Origin of the sequence: Undibacterium parvum (assembly GCF_003955735.1) — a bacterium.
In the GTDB taxonomy this organism is placed as follows: domain Bacteria; phylum Pseudomonadota; class Gammaproteobacteria; order Burkholderiales; family Burkholderiaceae_D; genus Undibacterium; species Undibacterium parvum.
Genome location: NZ_CP034464.1, coordinates 1,345,786 through 1,362,292, shown reverse-complemented (window position 1 = coordinate 1,362,292; position 16,507 = coordinate 1,345,786). Strand labels below are relative to the sequence as shown.

Annotated in this window: 15 protein-coding genes; 11 read left to right on the top strand and 4 right to left on the bottom strand. The window is 52.5% G+C overall.

All coding sequences use genetic code 11. The features are described from left to right. Positions 1 to 404: 404 nt before the first annotated feature. From rplM to EJN92_RS05700, 11 genes are all read left to right on the top strand, one after another. Positions 405 to 833, top strand: coding sequence for a 50S ribosomal protein L13 (gene rplM, locus EJN92_RS05750; protein ID WP_126126933.1), 429 nt, complete (start codon positions 405 to 407; stop codon positions 831 to 833). 9 nt (positions 834 to 842) lie between these two features. After that, positions 843 to 1,235, top strand: a complete 393-nt coding sequence (gene rpsI, locus EJN92_RS05745) for a 30S ribosomal protein S9 (protein WP_126126932.1) — start codon at positions 843 to 845, stop codon at positions 1,233 to 1,235. A gap of 158 nt (positions 1,236 to 1,393) precedes the next feature. Beyond that, complete coding sequence (argC, locus tag EJN92_RS05740; RefSeq protein WP_126126931.1) at positions 1,394 to 2,431, top strand: N-acetyl-gamma-glutamyl-phosphate reductase; 1,038 nt, start codon at positions 1,394 to 1,396, stop codon at positions 2,429 to 2,431. Between the two features lie 6 nt (positions 2,432 to 2,437). Beyond that, positions 2,438 to 3,163, top strand: coding sequence for a DUF6776 family protein (locus EJN92_RS05735; RefSeq protein ID WP_126126930.1), 726 nt, complete (start codon positions 2,438 to 2,440; stop codon positions 3,161 to 3,163). 65 nt (positions 3,164 to 3,228) lie between these two features. After that, entirely contained in the window at positions 3,229 to 3,615 is a 387-nt protein-coding gene (locus EJN92_RS05730; protein ID WP_126126929.1) for a bactofilin family protein, read from the top strand. A 51-nt stretch (positions 3,616 to 3,666) separates the two neighbouring features. Then, complete coding sequence (gene erpA / locus EJN92_RS05725; RefSeq protein WP_126126928.1) at positions 3,667 to 4,017, top strand: iron-sulfur cluster insertion protein ErpA; 351 nt, start codon at positions 3,667 to 3,669, stop codon at positions 4,015 to 4,017. A 135-nt stretch (positions 4,018 to 4,152) separates the two neighbouring features. Continuing rightward, positions 4,153 to 5,637, top strand: coding sequence for an FAD-linked oxidase C-terminal domain-containing protein (locus EJN92_RS05720; RefSeq protein WP_126126927.1), 1,485 nt, complete (start codon positions 4,153 to 4,155; stop codon positions 5,635 to 5,637). Positions 5,638 to 5,893: 256 nt separating this feature from the next. Further along, a complete protein-coding gene (gene glcE / locus EJN92_RS05715; protein ID WP_227869723.1) occupies positions 5,894 to 6,970 on the top strand; it encodes a glycolate oxidase subunit GlcE in 1,077 nt (358 codons plus the stop codon). A gap of 9 nt (positions 6,971 to 6,979) precedes the next feature. Beyond that, the gene (glcF, locus tag EJN92_RS05710) at positions 6,980 to 8,239 is read left to right on the top strand and encodes a glycolate oxidase subunit GlcF (protein ID WP_126126926.1); all 1,260 of its coding nucleotides are present in this window, start codon (positions 6,980 to 6,982) and stop codon (positions 8,237 to 8,239) included. Between the two features lie 256 nt (positions 8,240 to 8,495). After that, positions 8,496 to 8,942, top strand: coding sequence for a type II secretion system protein (locus tag EJN92_RS05705; protein WP_227869722.1), 447 nt, complete (start codon positions 8,496 to 8,498; stop codon positions 8,940 to 8,942). A gap of 191 nt (positions 8,943 to 9,133) precedes the next feature. Then, positions 9,134 to 10,267 (top strand): aminotransferase class V-fold PLP-dependent enzyme, encoded by a 1,134-nt coding sequence (locus EJN92_RS05700; protein ID WP_126126924.1) that lies wholly within the window; start codon positions 9,134 to 9,136, stop codon positions 10,265 to 10,267. Between the two features lie 314 nt (positions 10,268 to 10,581). Here EJN92_RS05700 and EJN92_RS05695 read toward each other — a convergent pair whose 3' ends face one another. The 4 genes from EJN92_RS05695 to EJN92_RS05680 are packed head-to-tail and all read right to left on the bottom strand — an operon-like array spanning position 10,582 to position 16,236. Further along, complete coding sequence (locus tag EJN92_RS05695) at positions 10,582 to 11,127, bottom strand: DUF1993 domain-containing protein (RefSeq protein WP_227869816.1); 546 nt, start codon at positions 11,125 to 11,127, stop codon at positions 10,582 to 10,584. Then, positions 11,127 to 13,955, bottom strand: coding sequence for an ATP-binding protein (locus EJN92_RS05690; RefSeq protein WP_126126922.1), 2,829 nt, complete (start codon positions 13,953 to 13,955; stop codon positions 11,127 to 11,129). The genes EJN92_RS05695 and EJN92_RS05690 overlap by 1 nt, the downstream gene beginning before the upstream one ends. A 5-nt stretch (positions 13,956 to 13,960) precedes the next feature. Further along, positions 13,961 to 14,704, bottom strand: a complete 744-nt coding sequence (locus tag EJN92_RS05685; RefSeq protein ID WP_227869721.1) for a hypothetical protein — start codon at positions 14,702 to 14,704, stop codon at positions 13,961 to 13,963. Then, positions 14,701 to 16,236 (bottom strand): hypothetical protein, encoded by a 1,536-nt coding sequence (locus EJN92_RS05680; RefSeq protein WP_227869720.1) that lies wholly within the window; start codon positions 16,234 to 16,236, stop codon positions 14,701 to 14,703. The genes EJN92_RS05685 and EJN92_RS05680 overlap by 4 nt, the downstream gene beginning before the upstream one ends. Between the last annotated feature and the right edge of the window lie 271 nt (positions 16,237 to 16,507).

The following is a 16,507-nucleotide window of genomic DNA, read 5'->3' as shown; positions in this document are numbered from 1 at the left end:
AGTCCACTTTGTCACTACTTGTGGGATCGGATTAGGCTACTTCGAAATAGCTGATGGGTAATTTGTGAAATAAGCAATGTTTACCTTGTGCCACCTCTAGGGCTGTTCTATTATTTGATAAATAATTTATTGTTAAATATTAAAGCAATTATGCTATTTGACTCCTCCGCCACCTTCGAGGTGGCTTAGACCCGAAGCAAGTCTTCGGGTTTTTTTTGCCAAAATCGTGGAGATCACCTGCAGAATTTGCCTAAATTTTAAACAGTTCTTGCGCTGCTTCCTTGAAAACACTATAATTGCCGACTCTCTGTTCGCCCAGGGGATATTTTAAAAGGATGCGTCTGTCAGGAAAGTGCTGACAGAACCACCAAACAGGGCGTTTTTAACTTTTACTAGGATTCAACATGAAAACCTTTTCCGCTAAGGGCCATGAGGTTCAGCGCGACTGGTTCGTGGTTGACGCGACAGATAAAATTCTCGGACGTGTTGCCAGCGAAGTGGCACTCCGTTTACGCGGCAAGCACAAACCAGAATTTACACCACACGTTGATACAGGCGATTTCATCGTCGTTATCAATGCAGGTAAACTGCGTGTGACTGGAACTAAAGCACTGAACAAGATTTACTACCGTCATACTGGTTATCCAGGCGGTATCTACGAAACAAACTTCCAGAAAATGCAAGCGCGTTTCCCAGGTCGTGCATTAGAGAAAGCTGTTAAGGGCATGTTGCCTAAAGGCCCACTCGGTTATGCGATGATCAAAAAGCTCAAAGTGTATGCAGAGGCAACTCATCCGCATGCTGCGCAGCAACCACAAGTTCTCGACATCTAAGGAATAGCCATGATCGGTAATTACAACTACGGAACTGGCCGTCGCAAGAGCGCAGTTGCTCGTGTTTTCATCAAGACAGGCAGCGGCAAGATCGTTGTCAACGGTAAGCCAGCGGACCAATATTTTTCCCGTAAAACGGGTTTGATGGTGATCAGCCAGCCTTTGGAATTGACAAATAATCTCGAAACTTTCGACATTATGGTCAACGTACACGGCGGCGGCGAATCCGGTCAATCCGGTGCAGTTCGTCACGGTATCACTCGTGCACTGATCGACTATGATGCAGCATTGAAGCCTGAGCTGTCAAAAGCTGGTTTCGTTACTCGCGATGCTCGTGAAGTTGAACGTAAAAAAGTCGGTCTGCGCAAAGCTCGTCGCGCAAAGCAATTCTCCAAGCGTTAATTCGTTTTTTCGCTGGATCAAAAAAGCCGCCATATTTGGCGGCTTTTTTTATGTCGATATTTGTAGCTCAAAGGAATGTTTTCATGGCTACTGAGATTTATCGAAGAAATGCAAACTACTGTTAAAATACCCGTCAATATTTTCTAAGGATATCAGGCATGATCAAAATTGGCATAGTGGGCGGTACTGGTTACACAGGCGTGGAATTGCTCAGAATCTTAGCGACGCATCCACAAGCCCAATTGACGGCTATCACTTCACGTAAAGAAGATGGCTTGCCAGTCGCCGATATGTATCCCTCATTGCGTGGTCGTGTCGATGTGGCGTTTAGCTCGCCTGAAAAAGCAAAATTGCATGAGTGCGATGTGGTGTTCTTCGCTACTCCGCATGGCGTGGCGATGTCACAAGCGCCTGAGCTGGTGGCCGCAGGTGTCAAGGTGATCGATCTGGCGCCGGATTTTCGTTTGCAAGATGTGGCGCAATTTGAAAAATGGTATGGCATGCCGCATACCTGCACCGATCTCTTAAAAGAAGCCGTCTACGGTTTGCCAGAGTTGAATCGTGAGGCGATTAAAACGGCACGTGTAATTGGCAATCCAGGTTGTTACCCGACCACCATGCAACTCGGTTTTGCCCCCTTGTTGAAAGCGGGTATCGTCGACGCAGCTAATCTGATTGCCGATTGCAAATCGGGCGTATCGGGTGCTGGTCGCAAACTTGATGTTGGCTACCTGTTTGCAGAAGCCAGCGATAGTTTTAAGGCCTACGGCGTTTCGGGTCACCGGCATCTGCCAGAAACTGTAGAGCAGTTGCAGCACCTGACTAAGGACAAGGTCGGCCTGATTTTTACGCCGCATCTAGTGCCTATGATACGCGGCATGCATTCCACCTTGTATGCCAGGTTGACCAAAGAAATCAGTAATGCAGACTTGCAGGCCCTGTTTGAAGATGCCTACAAAGATGAACCTTTTGTCGATGTCATGCCATTCGGAGCACATCCGGAGACCAGATCCACACGCGGCTCGAATATGTTGCGCATCGCTTTGCACCGGCCGGCTGACTGCAATATGCTGGTAGTGCTGGTGGTGCAGGATAATCTGGTAAAAGGTTCGTCCGGCCAGGCAGTGCAATGTATGAACCTAATGTTCGGGCTGGATGAAAGCACCGGCTTGATGCATGTTCCAGTAATGCCTTAAGCGAACATGGCAAAACCGCGCTTCTTGCAACGCCGCATTGCGGCGTCAAAAATGACGATTAGCCACCAGCAACCCTGGCCGATTAAGCTGGCCTTGGTAGCTCTGGTGATAGGCTTGGGCGGCGCGATCGCGATGTGGACTTACGATCTCGGTCGCAGTTTTGCATTTGGCCCTCAGTTTAGCGTTGAACGTCTCGACTTGCTGCAGCGGCAAGTCGAGACGTTGGCCGCCGAGCGGGATAAGTTAGCAGCCACCGCCAGCACCATAGAGAGCCAGCAAAATATAGAAAAATCGACGCAAAAACAATTGGGCGACCAGGTCAAGACCTTGACCTCAGAAAACCTGAAGCTGAAAGATGATCTGGCATTTTTTGAAAGCCTGATGCCAGCAGCGACTGGGCCCGAGGGCATCACGGTGCAAAGGATTAAAGCCGAAATGGCTGCGCCAAATCAGTTGCGCTACCGGGTCTTGGTGATGCAGGGTGGCAAGGGCGGTCGGGATTTTGTTGGTGAGATGCAGTTCAGTCTAAATCTGGTCGTAGCGGGTAAACCTGCTATCATGCAATTCCCTGACGCCAAAGCAGGTGAGGCTGGTAAGCTTAAATTGACATTTCGGCACTATCAAAGGCAAGAGGGCTTGATCACTTTACCGGATAATGCGGTCGTCAAAAGCATACAGGTCAAAATCATGGATAAGGGCGTGCAGCGCGCGCAGCAAAGCATCAATTTGTAAGTTTTTTGATGCAACAACATCATAATAAGCAGTAACGTTTTTCAACAGACTCTGAGGAAATGCTCATGTTTAGTCGCAAAAATAAAAATACCATCGATAGTTTGATCGGCGTATCCACCAGTATAGAAGGCAATCTGCACTTTAAGGGCGGCTTGCGGATAGATGGCCACGTCAAAGGCAATGTGATCGCTGAGCCGGGAGTTTCCAGCATGCTGGTAATTTCTGAGCAGGCCAGAATCGACGGCGAAGTGCGTGCAGCGCATATCGTGGTCAACGGCGAGATTAACGGCCCGGTGTTTTCCACTGAGCTGATCGAGTTACAGGCTAAATCAAAAATTTCTGGTGACGTGCACTATAAAGCCTTGGAAATGATGAGCGGTGCTCTGGTCACAGGTAAGCTGGCGCATGATCAGTTGGTCGAACCCGTCTTGAAGTTAGCCGCGTCCAACTAGGATGTAAATTGTGGTCTATAATGAAGATCTGATTGAATTGTAGGAGCCGATATGAATGCCGTAGCCGAAATGCCAAGTCCGATAGTATTTACCGATAGCGCCGCCGCAAAAGTGGCAGACCTGATTGCCGAAGAAGGTAATCCTGATCTGAAACTGCGTGTATTTGTGCAAGGTGGCGGATGTTCAGGTTTTCAGTATGGTTTCACTTTCGATGAAATTACCAATGAAGACGATACCGTGATGGATAAAAACGGTGTGCAGTTACTGATAGACGCGATGAGCTTCCAATATCTGGTTGGTGCAGAGATTGATTACAAAGATGATTTGGAAGGCGCGCAATTCGTGATCAAGAATCCGAATGCAGAATCAACCTGCGGTTGTGGATCTTCCTTCTCGGCCTAATCTGGCCCTGATTAAAAAAGGACGCTGAGGCGTCCTTTTTTTGTGCCTGAAATAAATTCAATGTTGTAGCCCATAACAATTCATCACAAGTAGTGAAAAGCTCATTACACTGGATAAAAATAAGAAGGAGAAGTGATGGAGCCAAACAAGTCAGAGCAGCATCAGCAAAGACAGCGCCTCGTGGTGGCCGCTTTACGCCGTGTTTTGCCGGCGCAATCGGTGCTATACCACGAAGAAGATACCCGCCCCTATGAATGCGATGGCCTGACCGCTTACCGGCAATTGCCGATGGTGGTGACGCTGCCTGAGAGCGAGGCGCAGGTGATCGCGATTGTTCAAGTCTGCCGCGAAATGCAAGTGGCTATCGTGCCACGTGGCGCTGGCACGGGCTTGTCTGGCGGTGCCATGCCGATTGCCGATGGTCTGGTCCTATCCACGGCCAGATTGAATAAAATTCTGAACGTTGATGCGTATGCCAGAACCGCCAGAGTGCAACCGGGCGTGCGCAATCTTGCAATCTCGGATGCGGTCGGGGTGCATGATTTGTATTACGCACCAGACCCTTCTTCGCAAATCGCCTGCAGCATAGGTGGCAATGTGGCAGAAAATTCGGGCGGTGTGCATTGCCTGAAATATGGTCTGACCGTGCACAATGTCATGGCGGTGCGCGCGGTGAGCATGGAGGGCGAGATCATAGAGCTTGGTGGTGCTGGTCTGGATGCGCCCGGTCTGGATTTGCTGGCAGTCTTCATTGGCTCGGAAGGCATGCTCGGCATCGTCACCGAAGTGACGGTGAGACTCATCCCTAAGCCGCAGACCGCCAGAGTCATCATGGCCTCTTTCGATGACGTGATTAAGGCTGGTAATGCAGTGGCGAATGTGATCGCGGCCGGTATTATTCCGGCCGGCTTAGAGATGATGGATAAGACCTCGTCGCGCATGGTCGAGCCCTATGTTAAAGCTGGTTACGACATCGATGCCGAGGCGATTTTATTATGCGAATCGGATGGCACGCAGGAAGAAGTCGAAGAAGAAATTGGGCGCATGAGCGCGGTCTTGCAACAGGCCGGTGCTACTGCGATCGCGGTTTCGCAAAGCGAAGCGGAGCGTTTGAAATTTTGGTCTGGTCGTAAAAACGCATTTCCGGCGGCGGGCCGTATCTCGCCCGATTACTACTGCATGGATGGCACCATTCCGCGCAAGAATCTGGCGCAAGTCCTACTCGGTATCGCTGCCATGGAGATTAAATATGGCCTGCGCTGTGCCAATGTGTTCCATGCTGGCGACGGTAATCTCCATCCGCTGATTTTGTTTGATGCCAATCAGCCTGGCGAGTTTCATCAAGCCGAAGCCTTCGGTGCCGAGATCCTGGAATTGTGCGTGGCGGTGGGCGGCACCATTACCGGTGAACATGGGGTAGGCATAGAAAAAATCGGCTCTATGTGCGTGCAGTTTTCGCCGGAAGAGTTAGCGGCTTTTTGGGCGGTTAAGCGCGGCTTCGATCCACTGCTCTTGCTCAATCCGGATAAGGCGATTCCTAGCCTGCATCGTTGCGCCGAATATGGCCGTATGCATGTGAAAAAAGGGGCGGTGAAATTCCCTGATTTGCCGCGCTTTTAATCCAGTAAACATCAAGTTGCTAAGACTGCGCGCAATATCCATGCGCCTTCTGGCACGAAAATGGCCTGTAAGCCCCATGGATACTGCGCATACGCTTTTGGGAAATTCTAAAAACCCCATAATCGGGCGCATCGCGGCGGCGCAAATCCTCGCAATACCGACGTATTGCTCCGGTTTGCGCCTTGCGCTGCATCCCGATTAAAGGGTTTTTAGAAGTTCCCTTTTTAGAAGTTCACTTTGAATATTGATAAGCATTATGAACACAGACATGGACCACATACTGCACGCGTATCGCGAACAAATTTTGCGTGCCAGCGCTAATCGCACTGCCTTGTGCTTGCAAGGCAGCGGCAGCAAACAATGGTACGGCCAAGAGCCACAGGGCGAGCTACTCGATACCCGTGTGTATCATGGCATCGTCGCCTATGAACCGACTGAATTGGTGATGACGGCGCGCTGCGGTACTCCGCTGAGCGAGATTACGGCAGCGTTGGATCAAGAAAATCAGATGCTGGCTTTCGAGCCGCCGCAGTTCGGCCCTGGCGCGACCTTAGGCGGGGTGTTTGCTGCTGGTTTGGCGGGGCCACGGCGCGCCACTGCCGGAGCGGTACGCGATTTTGCACTGGGGGCGACGCTGATGGATGGCCGCGGCGAGCTGCTGCGCTTTGGTGGGCAAGTGATGAAGAATGTCGCCGGCTATGATGTCTCGCGCCTGCTGGCTGGCTCTATGGGCTGTCTTGGCTTGGTATTGGATATTTCTTTGAAGGTTTTGCCCAAGCCCTTTGCCGAAACCACACTGGCATTTGCCTTGTCGGAAGCCGATGCGATCACGCGTCTGAATCAATGGGGCGGGCAGGCTTTGCCAATTTCTGGCAGCGCCTGGCAAGTAGGGCGCCTGATGTTGCGCTTGTCGGGGGCCGAGGCCGCTGTGCGTGCCGCCAAACTGAGCTTAGGTGGTGAGGAAATCGCCGATGCTAGCGCGTATTGGGCGTCGCTGCGTGAGCAAGAACATGATTTTTTCTCGCAAGATGCCGAGCACGGCTTGTGGCGTTTATCGCTGCCTGCTACTACTCCGGCACTGGCACTGAGCGGTAAATCCCTGATCGAGTGGGGCGGGGCGCAACGCTGGTTGTTCAGCGATGAGGCACCGCAACGGATACGCGAGCTGGCCAGAGCAGCCGGTGGCCATGTCACGCTGTTTCGTGGTGGCGATAAAAGCGCTGGCGTGTTCACGCCTTTATCAAAGCCGCTAGCGCAGGTACATCGCAATCTGAAAACTAGTTTCGATCCGGCCGGCATCTTCAATCCCGGTCGCATGTATCCCGATTTATAGAGAGCCCTCATGCAAACCAATCTTGCCGATTTTATTAAAGACACGCGCGAAGGCCAGCAGGCTGAAGAGATTTTGCGCAAGTGCGTGCACTGCGGTTTTTGCACCGCCACTTGCCCCACCTATCAATTGCTGGGCGATGAATTAGATGGCCCGCGCGGACGCATCTATCTGATCAAGCAAGTGCTGGAAGGTAAGCCAGCTACAGTAAAAACCCAACAGCATCTGGACCGTTGCCTGACCTGCCGCAATTGCGAAACGACTTGCCCTTCTGGCGTCCAATACGGGCGCTTGCTTGATATCGGTCGTAAGATCGTCGATGAGCAGGTGCCACGGCCGCTGGCGCAGCAGGTGTTGCGCGGCACCCTAAAAAATCTCTTGCCGCGTAAAGCCCTGTTTAATCCCGCCATGAAGCTGGGGCAGGCTTTGCGACCGGTGCTGCCCAAGGCTTTACAAAATAAGATACCGGTGGCGCAGCAGTGTGGGGTCTGGCCGCAGACGCAACACCCACGCAAGATGTTATTGCTCGATGGTTGCGTACAACCGAGCATGTCGCCAAATATTAATTTCGCGACGGCGCGTGTACTCGATGCTTTAGCGGTGCAATTAGTGATCGCGCCTAAGGCGGGTTGCTGCGGCGCGATCCGCTATCACCTGAATGACCAGGACGGCGGGCTAAACGATATGCGCAATAACATCGATGCCTGGTGGCCGTATGTAGAGGCTGGTGCGGAAGCGATCGTCATGACCGCCTCCGGTTGCGGCTCCACCGTCAAGGAGTACGGCCATTTACTGGCGCACGATGCTGCTTACGCTGACAAGGCAAGGCGTATCTCGGAATTGACGCGTGATCTGAGCGAAATTTTGCCCGAATTTGAAGCCGAACTTGTGCAAAAAATCGGTCAGCAACTAGGCCAGCGCGTGGTCTGGCATCCACCTTGCACCCTGCAACATGGCCAGCAAATCCGCGGCAAGGTTGAGGGCCTGTTACGCAGCGTAGGCGTAGACGTTAAACTCTGCGCTGACAGCCATCTGTGCTGTGGTTCGGCCGGTACTTATTCAGTGTTGCAGCCAGAATTGTCTTATCAGCTACGCGACAATAAATTGCGCAATCTGGAGGCCAGCAAACCTGAAGTGATTTTGTCGGCGAATATCGGGTGCCTGACGCATCTGCAATCGGGCACCACGACACCGGTAAAGCATTGGGTAGAGGTACTGGATCAGGCCTTGCTGCAAGCGAAAGACGCGGTGCCTGCGGGGTATCTAGATTGAGGTGATGGATTGCGGTGGGCAATGTCTGCATGAGGGAAACGGCCAGCTTGCGTCTGAGCTAAAGCGGCTTGCTGTGGTCTTAGTCTGAGCGCTGTCAGGCGGAAATGTAGCTAAGCAGGCTTAAACCAAGGAAACTTTAGCTGTTCTGCTTGAATTCCTAGGGTTTTAGTGCGAGCATGAAATAAGTTCCTAAACTGCACCGCAGTTATGCAGAATAAGTATCACGTAAGATAATTAACCTCAGATGGGTGTGACTATGAAAACCAAGCAATCCTCAGGCTTTACCCTGATAGAACTGATCGTTGTGATCGTTATTTTAGGGGTATTGGCGGCCACTGCCCTGCCAAAATTTGCCGATTTCGGTGCCGATGCGCGTAAGGCTAAATTGAATGCGGCAACGGGGTCCTTAGTCTCTACCTCATCCATGATACATGGCAAGGTTCTCGTCACAACACCGGTTCCCGCTCAAGTGGCGGTAGAAGGGGTGACAGTGGATGTTCTGAATGGCTACGCGAATGCAGCGACTATCGCGGCCGCGGCCGGTTTAGGCGCGGCGGATTACACTCTCACCGTAGCAGGGGCGACTCTGACGGTTAGTCCTACTGGTGTCACCACACCGGCAAATTGCCAGGTGGTCTACACCCAGGCTGCGGCTCCTGGCAACGTACCAACGGTGGTCACTACCAGCACTAGTTGCTCTTAATTTGATAGCAGGATGCCTGCGAAAAAAAGCATCAGATCCATGCATCTGGTGCTTTTTTTATGGGCGATTTAGCTTGCCACGATCACGCACTAATTAGTGTAAATTAGTACAAATATTTTCTCACTTAGTTACTCACTTAGTTACTCACTTAGTTACTCACTTAGTTTCTCACTCATTTCAAGGAGTCCCCCATGTCCAAACTCTTTCCCAGCATCGATCCCGATGGCTTGATCGAATACTCGGTGGTGTATACCGACCGCTCGCTCAATCATATGTCGCTAGAATTTCAAGGTGTGATGAAGGATATTTCCAGCACCCTCAAGCAAGTCTATAAGGCGCATGCGGTGGCGATCGTGCCTGGTAGCGGCACCTTTGGTATGGAGGCGGTAGCACGCCAATTGGCCACTCAACAAAAGTGCCTGGTGATACGCAATGGCTGGTTCAGCTATCGCTGGACACAGATACTCGAGATGGGCGATATTCCCGCTTCAGTGCAAGTGTTAAAAGCGCGCCCGCAAACCGCTGGTTCGCAAGCGGCTTTGGCACCGGCACCGATAGACGAAGTAGTCGCCACCATCGCAGCGGAAAAACCACAAGTGGTGTTTGCGCCGCATGTAGAGACCGCCTCCGGCATGTTGTTACCCGATGATTATCTGCGCGCCGTGGCCGATGCCGTGCATGCGGTCGGTGGCTTGTTTGTGCTCGATTGCATCGCCTCCGGTGCCTTGTGGGTGGACATGCAAGCTTGCGGCATCGACGTCTTGATCAGTGCCCCGCAAAAAGGCTGGAGTGCCTCGCCATGCTGTGCCTTGGTGATGCTTAGCGAGCGCGCGCTTGAACGGGTGAATGCCACCCAAAGCAGTAGTTTTGCCTGCGATCTGAAAAAATGGCTGCAGATCATGCAAGCCTACGAACAAGGCGGCCACGCCTATCATGCCACCATGCCTTGCGATGCATTGGCGCGCTTTCGCGATGTGATGCAAGAAACGGCGGTGTATGGTTTCGATAAAATTCGCGCTCAGCAATTAGAATTAGGTCAGCGCGTACGCACGCTGCTGAGCGACCAGGGCTATAAAAGTGTCGCGGCAAGCGGCTTTGAGGCACCGGGCGTGGTGGTTTGTTATACCGAGGATGCCGATTTTAAGAACGGCAAAAAGTTCGCCGCCCAAGGTTTGCAAATTGCTGCCGGAGTGCCACTGCAATGCGATGAACCTGCTGATTTCCAAACCTTCCGCATCGGCCTGTTCGGCTTAGAGAAACTGCAAAATATAGACCGCACCGTGGATACTTTGGCGCAGGCATTGCAGAAGATAGCGGCCGCATAAAACGACTAGAAAACGCCTTGTTGCTAGCATCAAGGCCTTGAGGTCTCAATAATTTTAAACAGGAACTTCTAAAAACCCTTTAATCGGGATGCAGCGCAAGGCGCAAACCGGAGCAATACGTCGGTATTGCGAGGATTTGTAACGCCGCGATGCGTACGATTATGGGGTTTTTAGAAGTTCCAAAAAACGATCACGCATATTCCATGCGCCTTACAGCCTGTTTTTGCTCGCTAAGGCGCATGGAATATGCGTGTTTCGTTTTGAATAATCGATTTCGAGTCGCTGGCAGCTAGGTTTTCCGGTGTTTGTGCATTTTAGGATGCACGGGGATAAACATGAAAACCATCAAAGTCCGCCTTGCCCAATGCTAGGCCTTGCTGGCGCAAAATGGCATACGCGCTGCTCAGATGGAAGATGAAATTCGGCAGCATGTACTGATGTAGGAAGACCATGCCAGGCAAATGCAGTTGTGCCTGACCTGCATCGGCGTGTATCAGACGAGCCTCGCTGCCCTGCATGTGCACCGGTGTCAGCGTTTGTATAAAGCTTAGCCTGCTGGCGATACGCTGGCGCAAGCCTGCTAGAGTGCTATCGAAGTTTCCGTAGGCGGGAATCTCCATTTGCGCCAATGGCGCGCAGCAGCGAAATACGAAATTACAGGCGATCGCCAGTTGATCTGCACACGCGAACATGTCGGGCGCGAGCCTGGCCTGGAGTAGTTCGTCAGGGCTCAGATTCAGACGCGCCGCATCCAGCTCCAGTCTGTCTAACACGATATTCATTTGACTTAGATAGCGACCAAATACCGGCACCGAACTTTGGTACATGAAGTCGCTGCTGTTGAGTGTTTCAATGTCCATCACGCTCTGGCGTCCTTGATTTTCTCAACCTTACGCTGCAAGACAAAAATCGGCTGCGCCCATTCTGTGTCTTTTTTCTTCTTGCTCGTGATCAGTGTCAATTCTGATGGGTCGTAGACGTCAGTGTTGTGCGTCAGCGGGGTGGTCATCAGGTATTGGGCGTCGGTGTTTTTCAAAAATTCACCGACCAGCTGAATATTACGGATATCCAGATGGGCAAACGGTTCATCGATGAAGACGAAGCCACCGGAACCGTCTTCCGATTTGAGTAAGCCTATCAACAAGATCAGTGACTTCATGACCTGTTGGCCGCCGGAGGCTTCGCCGTCGTTCATGCCTATCGGGCCTTTGCCGTCGAACTTAAAGCGTACGTGCAGGCCGGCTTGCGATAATTGGGTATCGTCATTTTCCAGCTTAACCGGATCGGTGTGCACTTCAATACCGGCCAGTTCGCCTAGTTGTTTGATGTTTTTGCTGTAGGCCTTAATCGTGTAACGCAGCCTGTCCATGTAGGCGCTGCGGGCGTTGACGGTGGCTTCCATGGCGCGGTTATTCTGATAGCGGCGCTCGTCGGTTTCTGCCTGGCGGCCTTGTAGTAAGGTGTTTAAGCGCACGTACTGATCGACCACGGTAGAGTCAATTTCCCAGTCATCACGTCCTAAAATATTCCCCAGGCTGCGTAGACGGAGGTCGATCTGATGGACGTTTTCGTGTTCGGCCACCAGCTCTTTGCGGTGTGAGCTACGCTTCCAGTTATGCGGTAGTTTGTGCCAGCTGGCGCGCATCGCCTTGAGCGTCTCGAACTGGGTCTTGCGTTCTTCCGCGTGACGCTTTTCTGATACTCGTAATTGGGCTTCGGCGTCGGCGATGCTGGCCTTGGCTTGCTCCCATTTTAGATGTGCCACGGTGCGTTGTTCGGTGGCGGATTTGAGCAAAGGTGCCAGCTCGCCCAGACGACCACCAACTTCCATGCGTTGCTGTTTCAGCGGTTGGGTGTTGCGTGTGGCTTCTTCAAATTCTGCATGACGGGCGCTGAGTTCTTTGGCCGCATCGACACCGGCTAGTCTGGCTTTGTAAGAGCTAATTTCACCCGCGAGTTTGCTGATTTTAATGGTGAGCTGATCTTCTTGCGATTGCAGGCGCGGCAGCGATTTTTGCAGAGCTTCCAGACGTTGGGTACGACCGGCGCTACCGAAACGATAGCGCGAGGCTTCGACAAATAGCGAGCGGCCGCCACGGCGTTCAAAGTGGTAAGCATCGGGCGTGATCCATTCTTGCGACTTGGCGCTCTTCATGCCCTTGTCGATGGAATCAACGGTCTCGATTCGCTGCAATTGCTCGATCAACCAGCTTGGTGCCTTGGCGGTAAAATTCACCACCGACAGCAGACTATCGTCTTTGACGCTAGGGGCGTTGATACGGTCCGGTACGATGAAGTGGCTGTAGCGTTGCTTTTCGCCGACACGGTAAGCGGCGCTGGCGTCACTGGCTTTGTCGAGCAAAATGACCGAGGTGTAGCCGCGCAAGACACCTTCGACTGCGCCTTGCCATTTTTGGTCGGTTACTTCTACTATCTCAGGCAACATGCAATGAGAAATGCCGGCATCGTTGAGTGCACGGCGCATCAGGCGCACGTTTTCCGGATCGGCTAGCGCGGTCTTGCCTTGCAGGGCGCTAATGGTTTCCATCTCGGCACTGATGCGGCTGCTGAGGGCGTCGCGCTCTTGCTTATTGCGCGACAGCTCGGCTTCTTTTTTCTCCAGATCGTCGGCCACATTGGCGACGTCAGCATCGGCTTCTGCGGCCAGTTTTTGCAAACGGGTTTTTTGCTCCAGCAGACTTTCTTGCGGTTTTAGTTTGGTATTAATCTGTTGCAGTTTTTCGCGCAGACTAGACTCTTCCGCTTCCAGACCGGCTTCGCTCTGTTGCGCTTCTGTGAGTTTTTGTGCCTGTTGTGCCAGTTGCTGGCGCCGTTCAGACAGGCCTTCATCCTGGGTCTTGAGAAAACGCTTACTGCCGCGCAGCGCCTGGCTGGTGGCAGCGGCATGTTCTAGCGCCTCATGGTATTGCAGGGTCGGCAAAACCTCTTCCTGTAAATCGCGTTTTTCTTTGTTCAGCGCTTCCCACTGGTGGTAATTGGCCACGCGCAGGCGCAGACCTTCCAGATTTGTTTTGGCCGCGTCGAATTCGGTTTCGAAATGCTGCAATTCGGTTTCGGTATCGCGTTGATGGCGCTTGGCGTCATCGTAGGCGTCCAACACTTCCTTGTCGCCGAACACCTGAAACACCAGATCGAGCAACTGGCGTGGTGCGTATTCGCACAGCTTATCGGTCTCGCCTTGCTCCAGTGCCAGCACCTTACCCATCGCGCTGGACAGGCCTGCATGCGACAGGCGCTTGCGGTAGTTCTCTACACCCAGCCAGTCATTCGCTTCCTGCACTTCTTCGATCTCGACTTTGCCGCCGCGCATCAGATACAGCCGCTTCCAATCGCCACCGTTTTTTTCGATTTTACAAAACAGCGTGACATCGTCCTCATACAAGCCAGAAAGGCGGAAAGGGCGGTTTGAGATCTGCGGCCCGACCGCGCTGTTGTCGACTACAGCACGTATCCATGAGGTTTGCTGGCCGGAGTGACGCGCATAATGTTTGTAGGAGCGGCCCATCGAGCATTCCAGACCAAACAGAGTGCGCAACGCATCGAGCAAGGTGGTTTTGCCAGAACCGTTTTGGCCAGCAATGGTGATGATCTTGGCGTCTAGCGGGATATTCTTGATGCGCTGCCAGTAATCCCAGTGCACCAGTTCTAAAGATTTAATATGAAACATAGGGCTTATTCTTCTTCTGTTGGTGTGACGGCGGATGCCTGCTCGGCTTGCGCTTGGTGTTCTTGCTGTGGCTCTGGCTCTGCCTCGGCTTCAAGCAGTGGCGCAATCACAGCCGGGGTGCGTTGTATCTGCGCCGGGAAAATATCCGATAGCGCGCCGTTGATGATGCGGTCTTTCAGTGTGTCGGTATCCATCATCAAATCGAGTAAGGCACCTTCCAGCACCAGGTCGCCTTTGCGTTCGATAAAACCCAGACGCGCCAGCTGCCCCAGATTCATGTCCATACGGGTTTTCTTGCCTAGCTTTTCGCCAAAATCGGCCAACAAGGCGCGGTAAGAAATACCGATAGAACTTTCTTCGGCGCGTGGCATAGGTTTTTCTTTACCGAACATATCGTTCTGTTCTTCTTCGGCTTGCTGATGCGCTTCCTGGCGTTCGCGTTTCGGCAAAATAATCAGTGACCACAACACCACCAATAGCGCGACACCATCGCGCGCCAGGCCAAAATTATTGTTCTGCCAGGTCTCTTTGGTGCCGAATACTTTCGATTCGCTGTCGCGCGTGAGTGCCAACGTGACGTAGTCGGCATATACATTGTCGAGAAATTTCATGCCGCAAGCTTTTAGACGCAGATCGACATCGGCTCGGAATATTTCATCCGAGAGGGCGCGTTTTACCAGCTTGTCTTCACGTCTTAAAGTCTGGTGTGCCAGCAGGCGGGCGATCAGTATTTGTGCATCTTCGGTCATGGTGTTTCTCTGGTGATTTCTATTGCGTCAGGCTGTGCTGCTGTTGCAGCGTCAGTGCTAGCGGCCATTTCTGGCATTGCGTGTTCGGTGACACTTTCGGTGACGCTTTCGGCGACGCTTTCGGTCGCGCTGGCGTTGGCCTGAATTGATTTTTCTGACTTATTTTGTTTGACGGATTTACCCGATTTTTTGGGCGTAGTTGATGCCAGTGCAGGCATCTCTACCGCTTCCTGATGTTCTGGTTCAGCGCTCGCCAGGCTCAGACTGGCGATCGACATCGCAGCCACATGCTCAGAGACCACTTTTTGCATCTTGTCTTTGGAATTAAATACCAAGGGCAGTCTGGCCAGTGCGGCGGTCGCGCCTTGCAAGGCAGATTCATTGATGTCGCCAAGCAGCGGCAATAGTGAGGCGCGGTAAGAGGCAATCGCGAAGCTGGCTGGCAATAAAACTTCCTGCAGCGGCACTGCTTTTTCTAGGGGATTGGCGTTGCTGAGTAAGGCCAGCCAATGATCGAGTTCTAGCAAAGCATCGCTATCATCCTTGGCGATTTCCGGCGCATTTTCGCCTTCCGGCAGAGCCCCCGCCACTGCCGAAACGCGGGTGGCGAGCAATTCGCTTTCGGCCACGTCTATCATCTCAGAAGGAGTGATGAAGAGCGGCGTCACCGGATGCGCCAAGGCATTGTCGGCCAGCGAGGCCAGATCGTCTCTTTGCAACAGCCAGGTCTTGATATCGGTAGTCGAAAGACCAGATTGCCCCAGATGGACGCGTTGCCGCTCGATCTGGTTCAGTGCGCGCGAAAACATGCCTTGCATATTCAGCAGTGCGCTCTGAGCGCGACCAATTGCCTGTGCGGCCCTGTGGGTGGCTGAATCAGCGCGGCTGTCGTGCGTGATCGCCTGAATAATCTGCGAGCCTTTTTCTACCCAATCGCAAGCGGTATGCCATTTTTTTTGGGCAGTGCGCAGTTGAAACTCTGAGCCCGAGGCAATCGCATCGGAGAATTCTTCGGTCAACTCGATTAAGCGGCCCAGCAAATGATGCAATTGCTCGACCGAGACACCACCGACCGCCTGTGCACCGGCCACTTGGGTCAGCACATATTCGATTTCGCCTTGTTGTTCCACTTGCAGTAGCGACTCTAGTGCCGCCAGTACATTGCGCGCGGTAGGGCTGACTCTATACACGGCCTGGCTGGCATCCCACACCAATAAGCCGGTAGTGCGCAGCCGCGACAACACGGTTTCCAGGCTGTCGGCCTCTAAATAGCCGAGTTTGGCATTGATGTCGGCGCGCGACAAAGCCGGCGTCTCGACATCGGCGGTCAGCTCGCGCAACACCAGTAGGCGCAACAGGACACCGTTAAAACCGCCATGAAACAAGGCAGTAAACGCTTGCAGCATAGGCTGAGCGCGCTTGAGCGGAAAAACCGCAGCGACGTCGTCAGGAGAAATGCCAGTCTTGAAATAGGTCTGCAGAGCCAGCTCATCGTCGCTCTGGACAGGAGTATCATCACTAAAATTTTGCATGCCGCATTTTACCCGCTTGCAGGCAGATTGAGTATTGTCAGGGTTTTAATAAAAGCGTAGGAGTTTCGATTAAAGCCGCGCATGCTTTTATGTTTTTTGTAACTATTAAGGCCTAGCAAGCAGCTTCGCTACAGATCGATGAAAATACGTGTAAGCAAAATGCGCTGACGTCAGACCAAGCTGAAGTAGCGCGGCACGCGAGTTGGCCAGGGCTTAGTACTCCCACTAATAAATCGAAATACTCGAGACAATCCAGAAAATTCAGATCAAG

Coding starts and splice junctions, on each gene's coding strand:
- EJN92_RS05705 (WP_227869722.1), top strand. CDS start 8,496: ATGAAAACCAAGCAATCCTCAGGCTTTACCCTGATAGAACTGATCGTT.
- argC (WP_126126931.1), top strand. CDS start 1,394: ATGATCAAAATTGGCATAGTGGGCGGTACTGGTTACACAGGCGTGGAA.
- EJN92_RS05685 (WP_227869721.1), bottom strand. CDS start 14,704: ATGACCGAAGATGCACAAATACTGATCGCCCGCCTGCTGGCACACCAG.
- glcE (WP_227869723.1), top strand. CDS start 5,894: ATGAACACAGACATGGACCACATACTGCACGCGTATCGCGAACAAATT.
- rplM (WP_126126933.1), top strand. CDS start 405: ATGAAAACCTTTTCCGCTAAGGGCCATGAGGTTCAGCGCGACTGGTTC.
- EJN92_RS05720 (WP_126126927.1), top strand. CDS start 4,153: ATGGAGCCAAACAAGTCAGAGCAGCATCAGCAAAGACAGCGCCTCGTG.
- EJN92_RS05690 (WP_126126922.1), bottom strand. CDS start 13,955: ATGTTTCATATTAAATCTTTAGAACTGGTGCACTGGGATTACTGGCAG.
- EJN92_RS05700 (WP_126126924.1), top strand. CDS start 9,134: ATGTCCAAACTCTTTCCCAGCATCGATCCCGATGGCTTGATCGAATAC.
- rpsI (WP_126126932.1), top strand. CDS start 843: ATGATCGGTAATTACAACTACGGAACTGGCCGTCGCAAGAGCGCAGTT.
- glcF (WP_126126926.1), top strand. CDS start 6,980: ATGCAAACCAATCTTGCCGATTTTATTAAAGACACGCGCGAAGGCCAG.
- EJN92_RS05730 (WP_126126929.1), top strand. CDS start 3,229: ATGTTTAGTCGCAAAAATAAAAATACCATCGATAGTTTGATCGGCGTA.
- EJN92_RS05695 (WP_227869816.1), bottom strand. CDS start 11,127: ATGGACATTGAAACACTCAACAGCAGCGACTTCATGTACCAAAGTTCG.
- EJN92_RS05680 (WP_227869720.1), bottom strand. CDS start 16,236: ATGCAAAATTTTAGTGATGATACTCCTGTCCAGAGCGACGATGAGCTG.
- EJN92_RS05735 (WP_126126930.1), top strand. CDS start 2,438: ATGGCAAAACCGCGCTTCTTGCAACGCCGCATTGCGGCGTCAAAAATG.
- erpA (WP_126126928.1), top strand. CDS start 3,667: ATGAATGCCGTAGCCGAAATGCCAAGTCCGATAGTATTTACCGATAGC.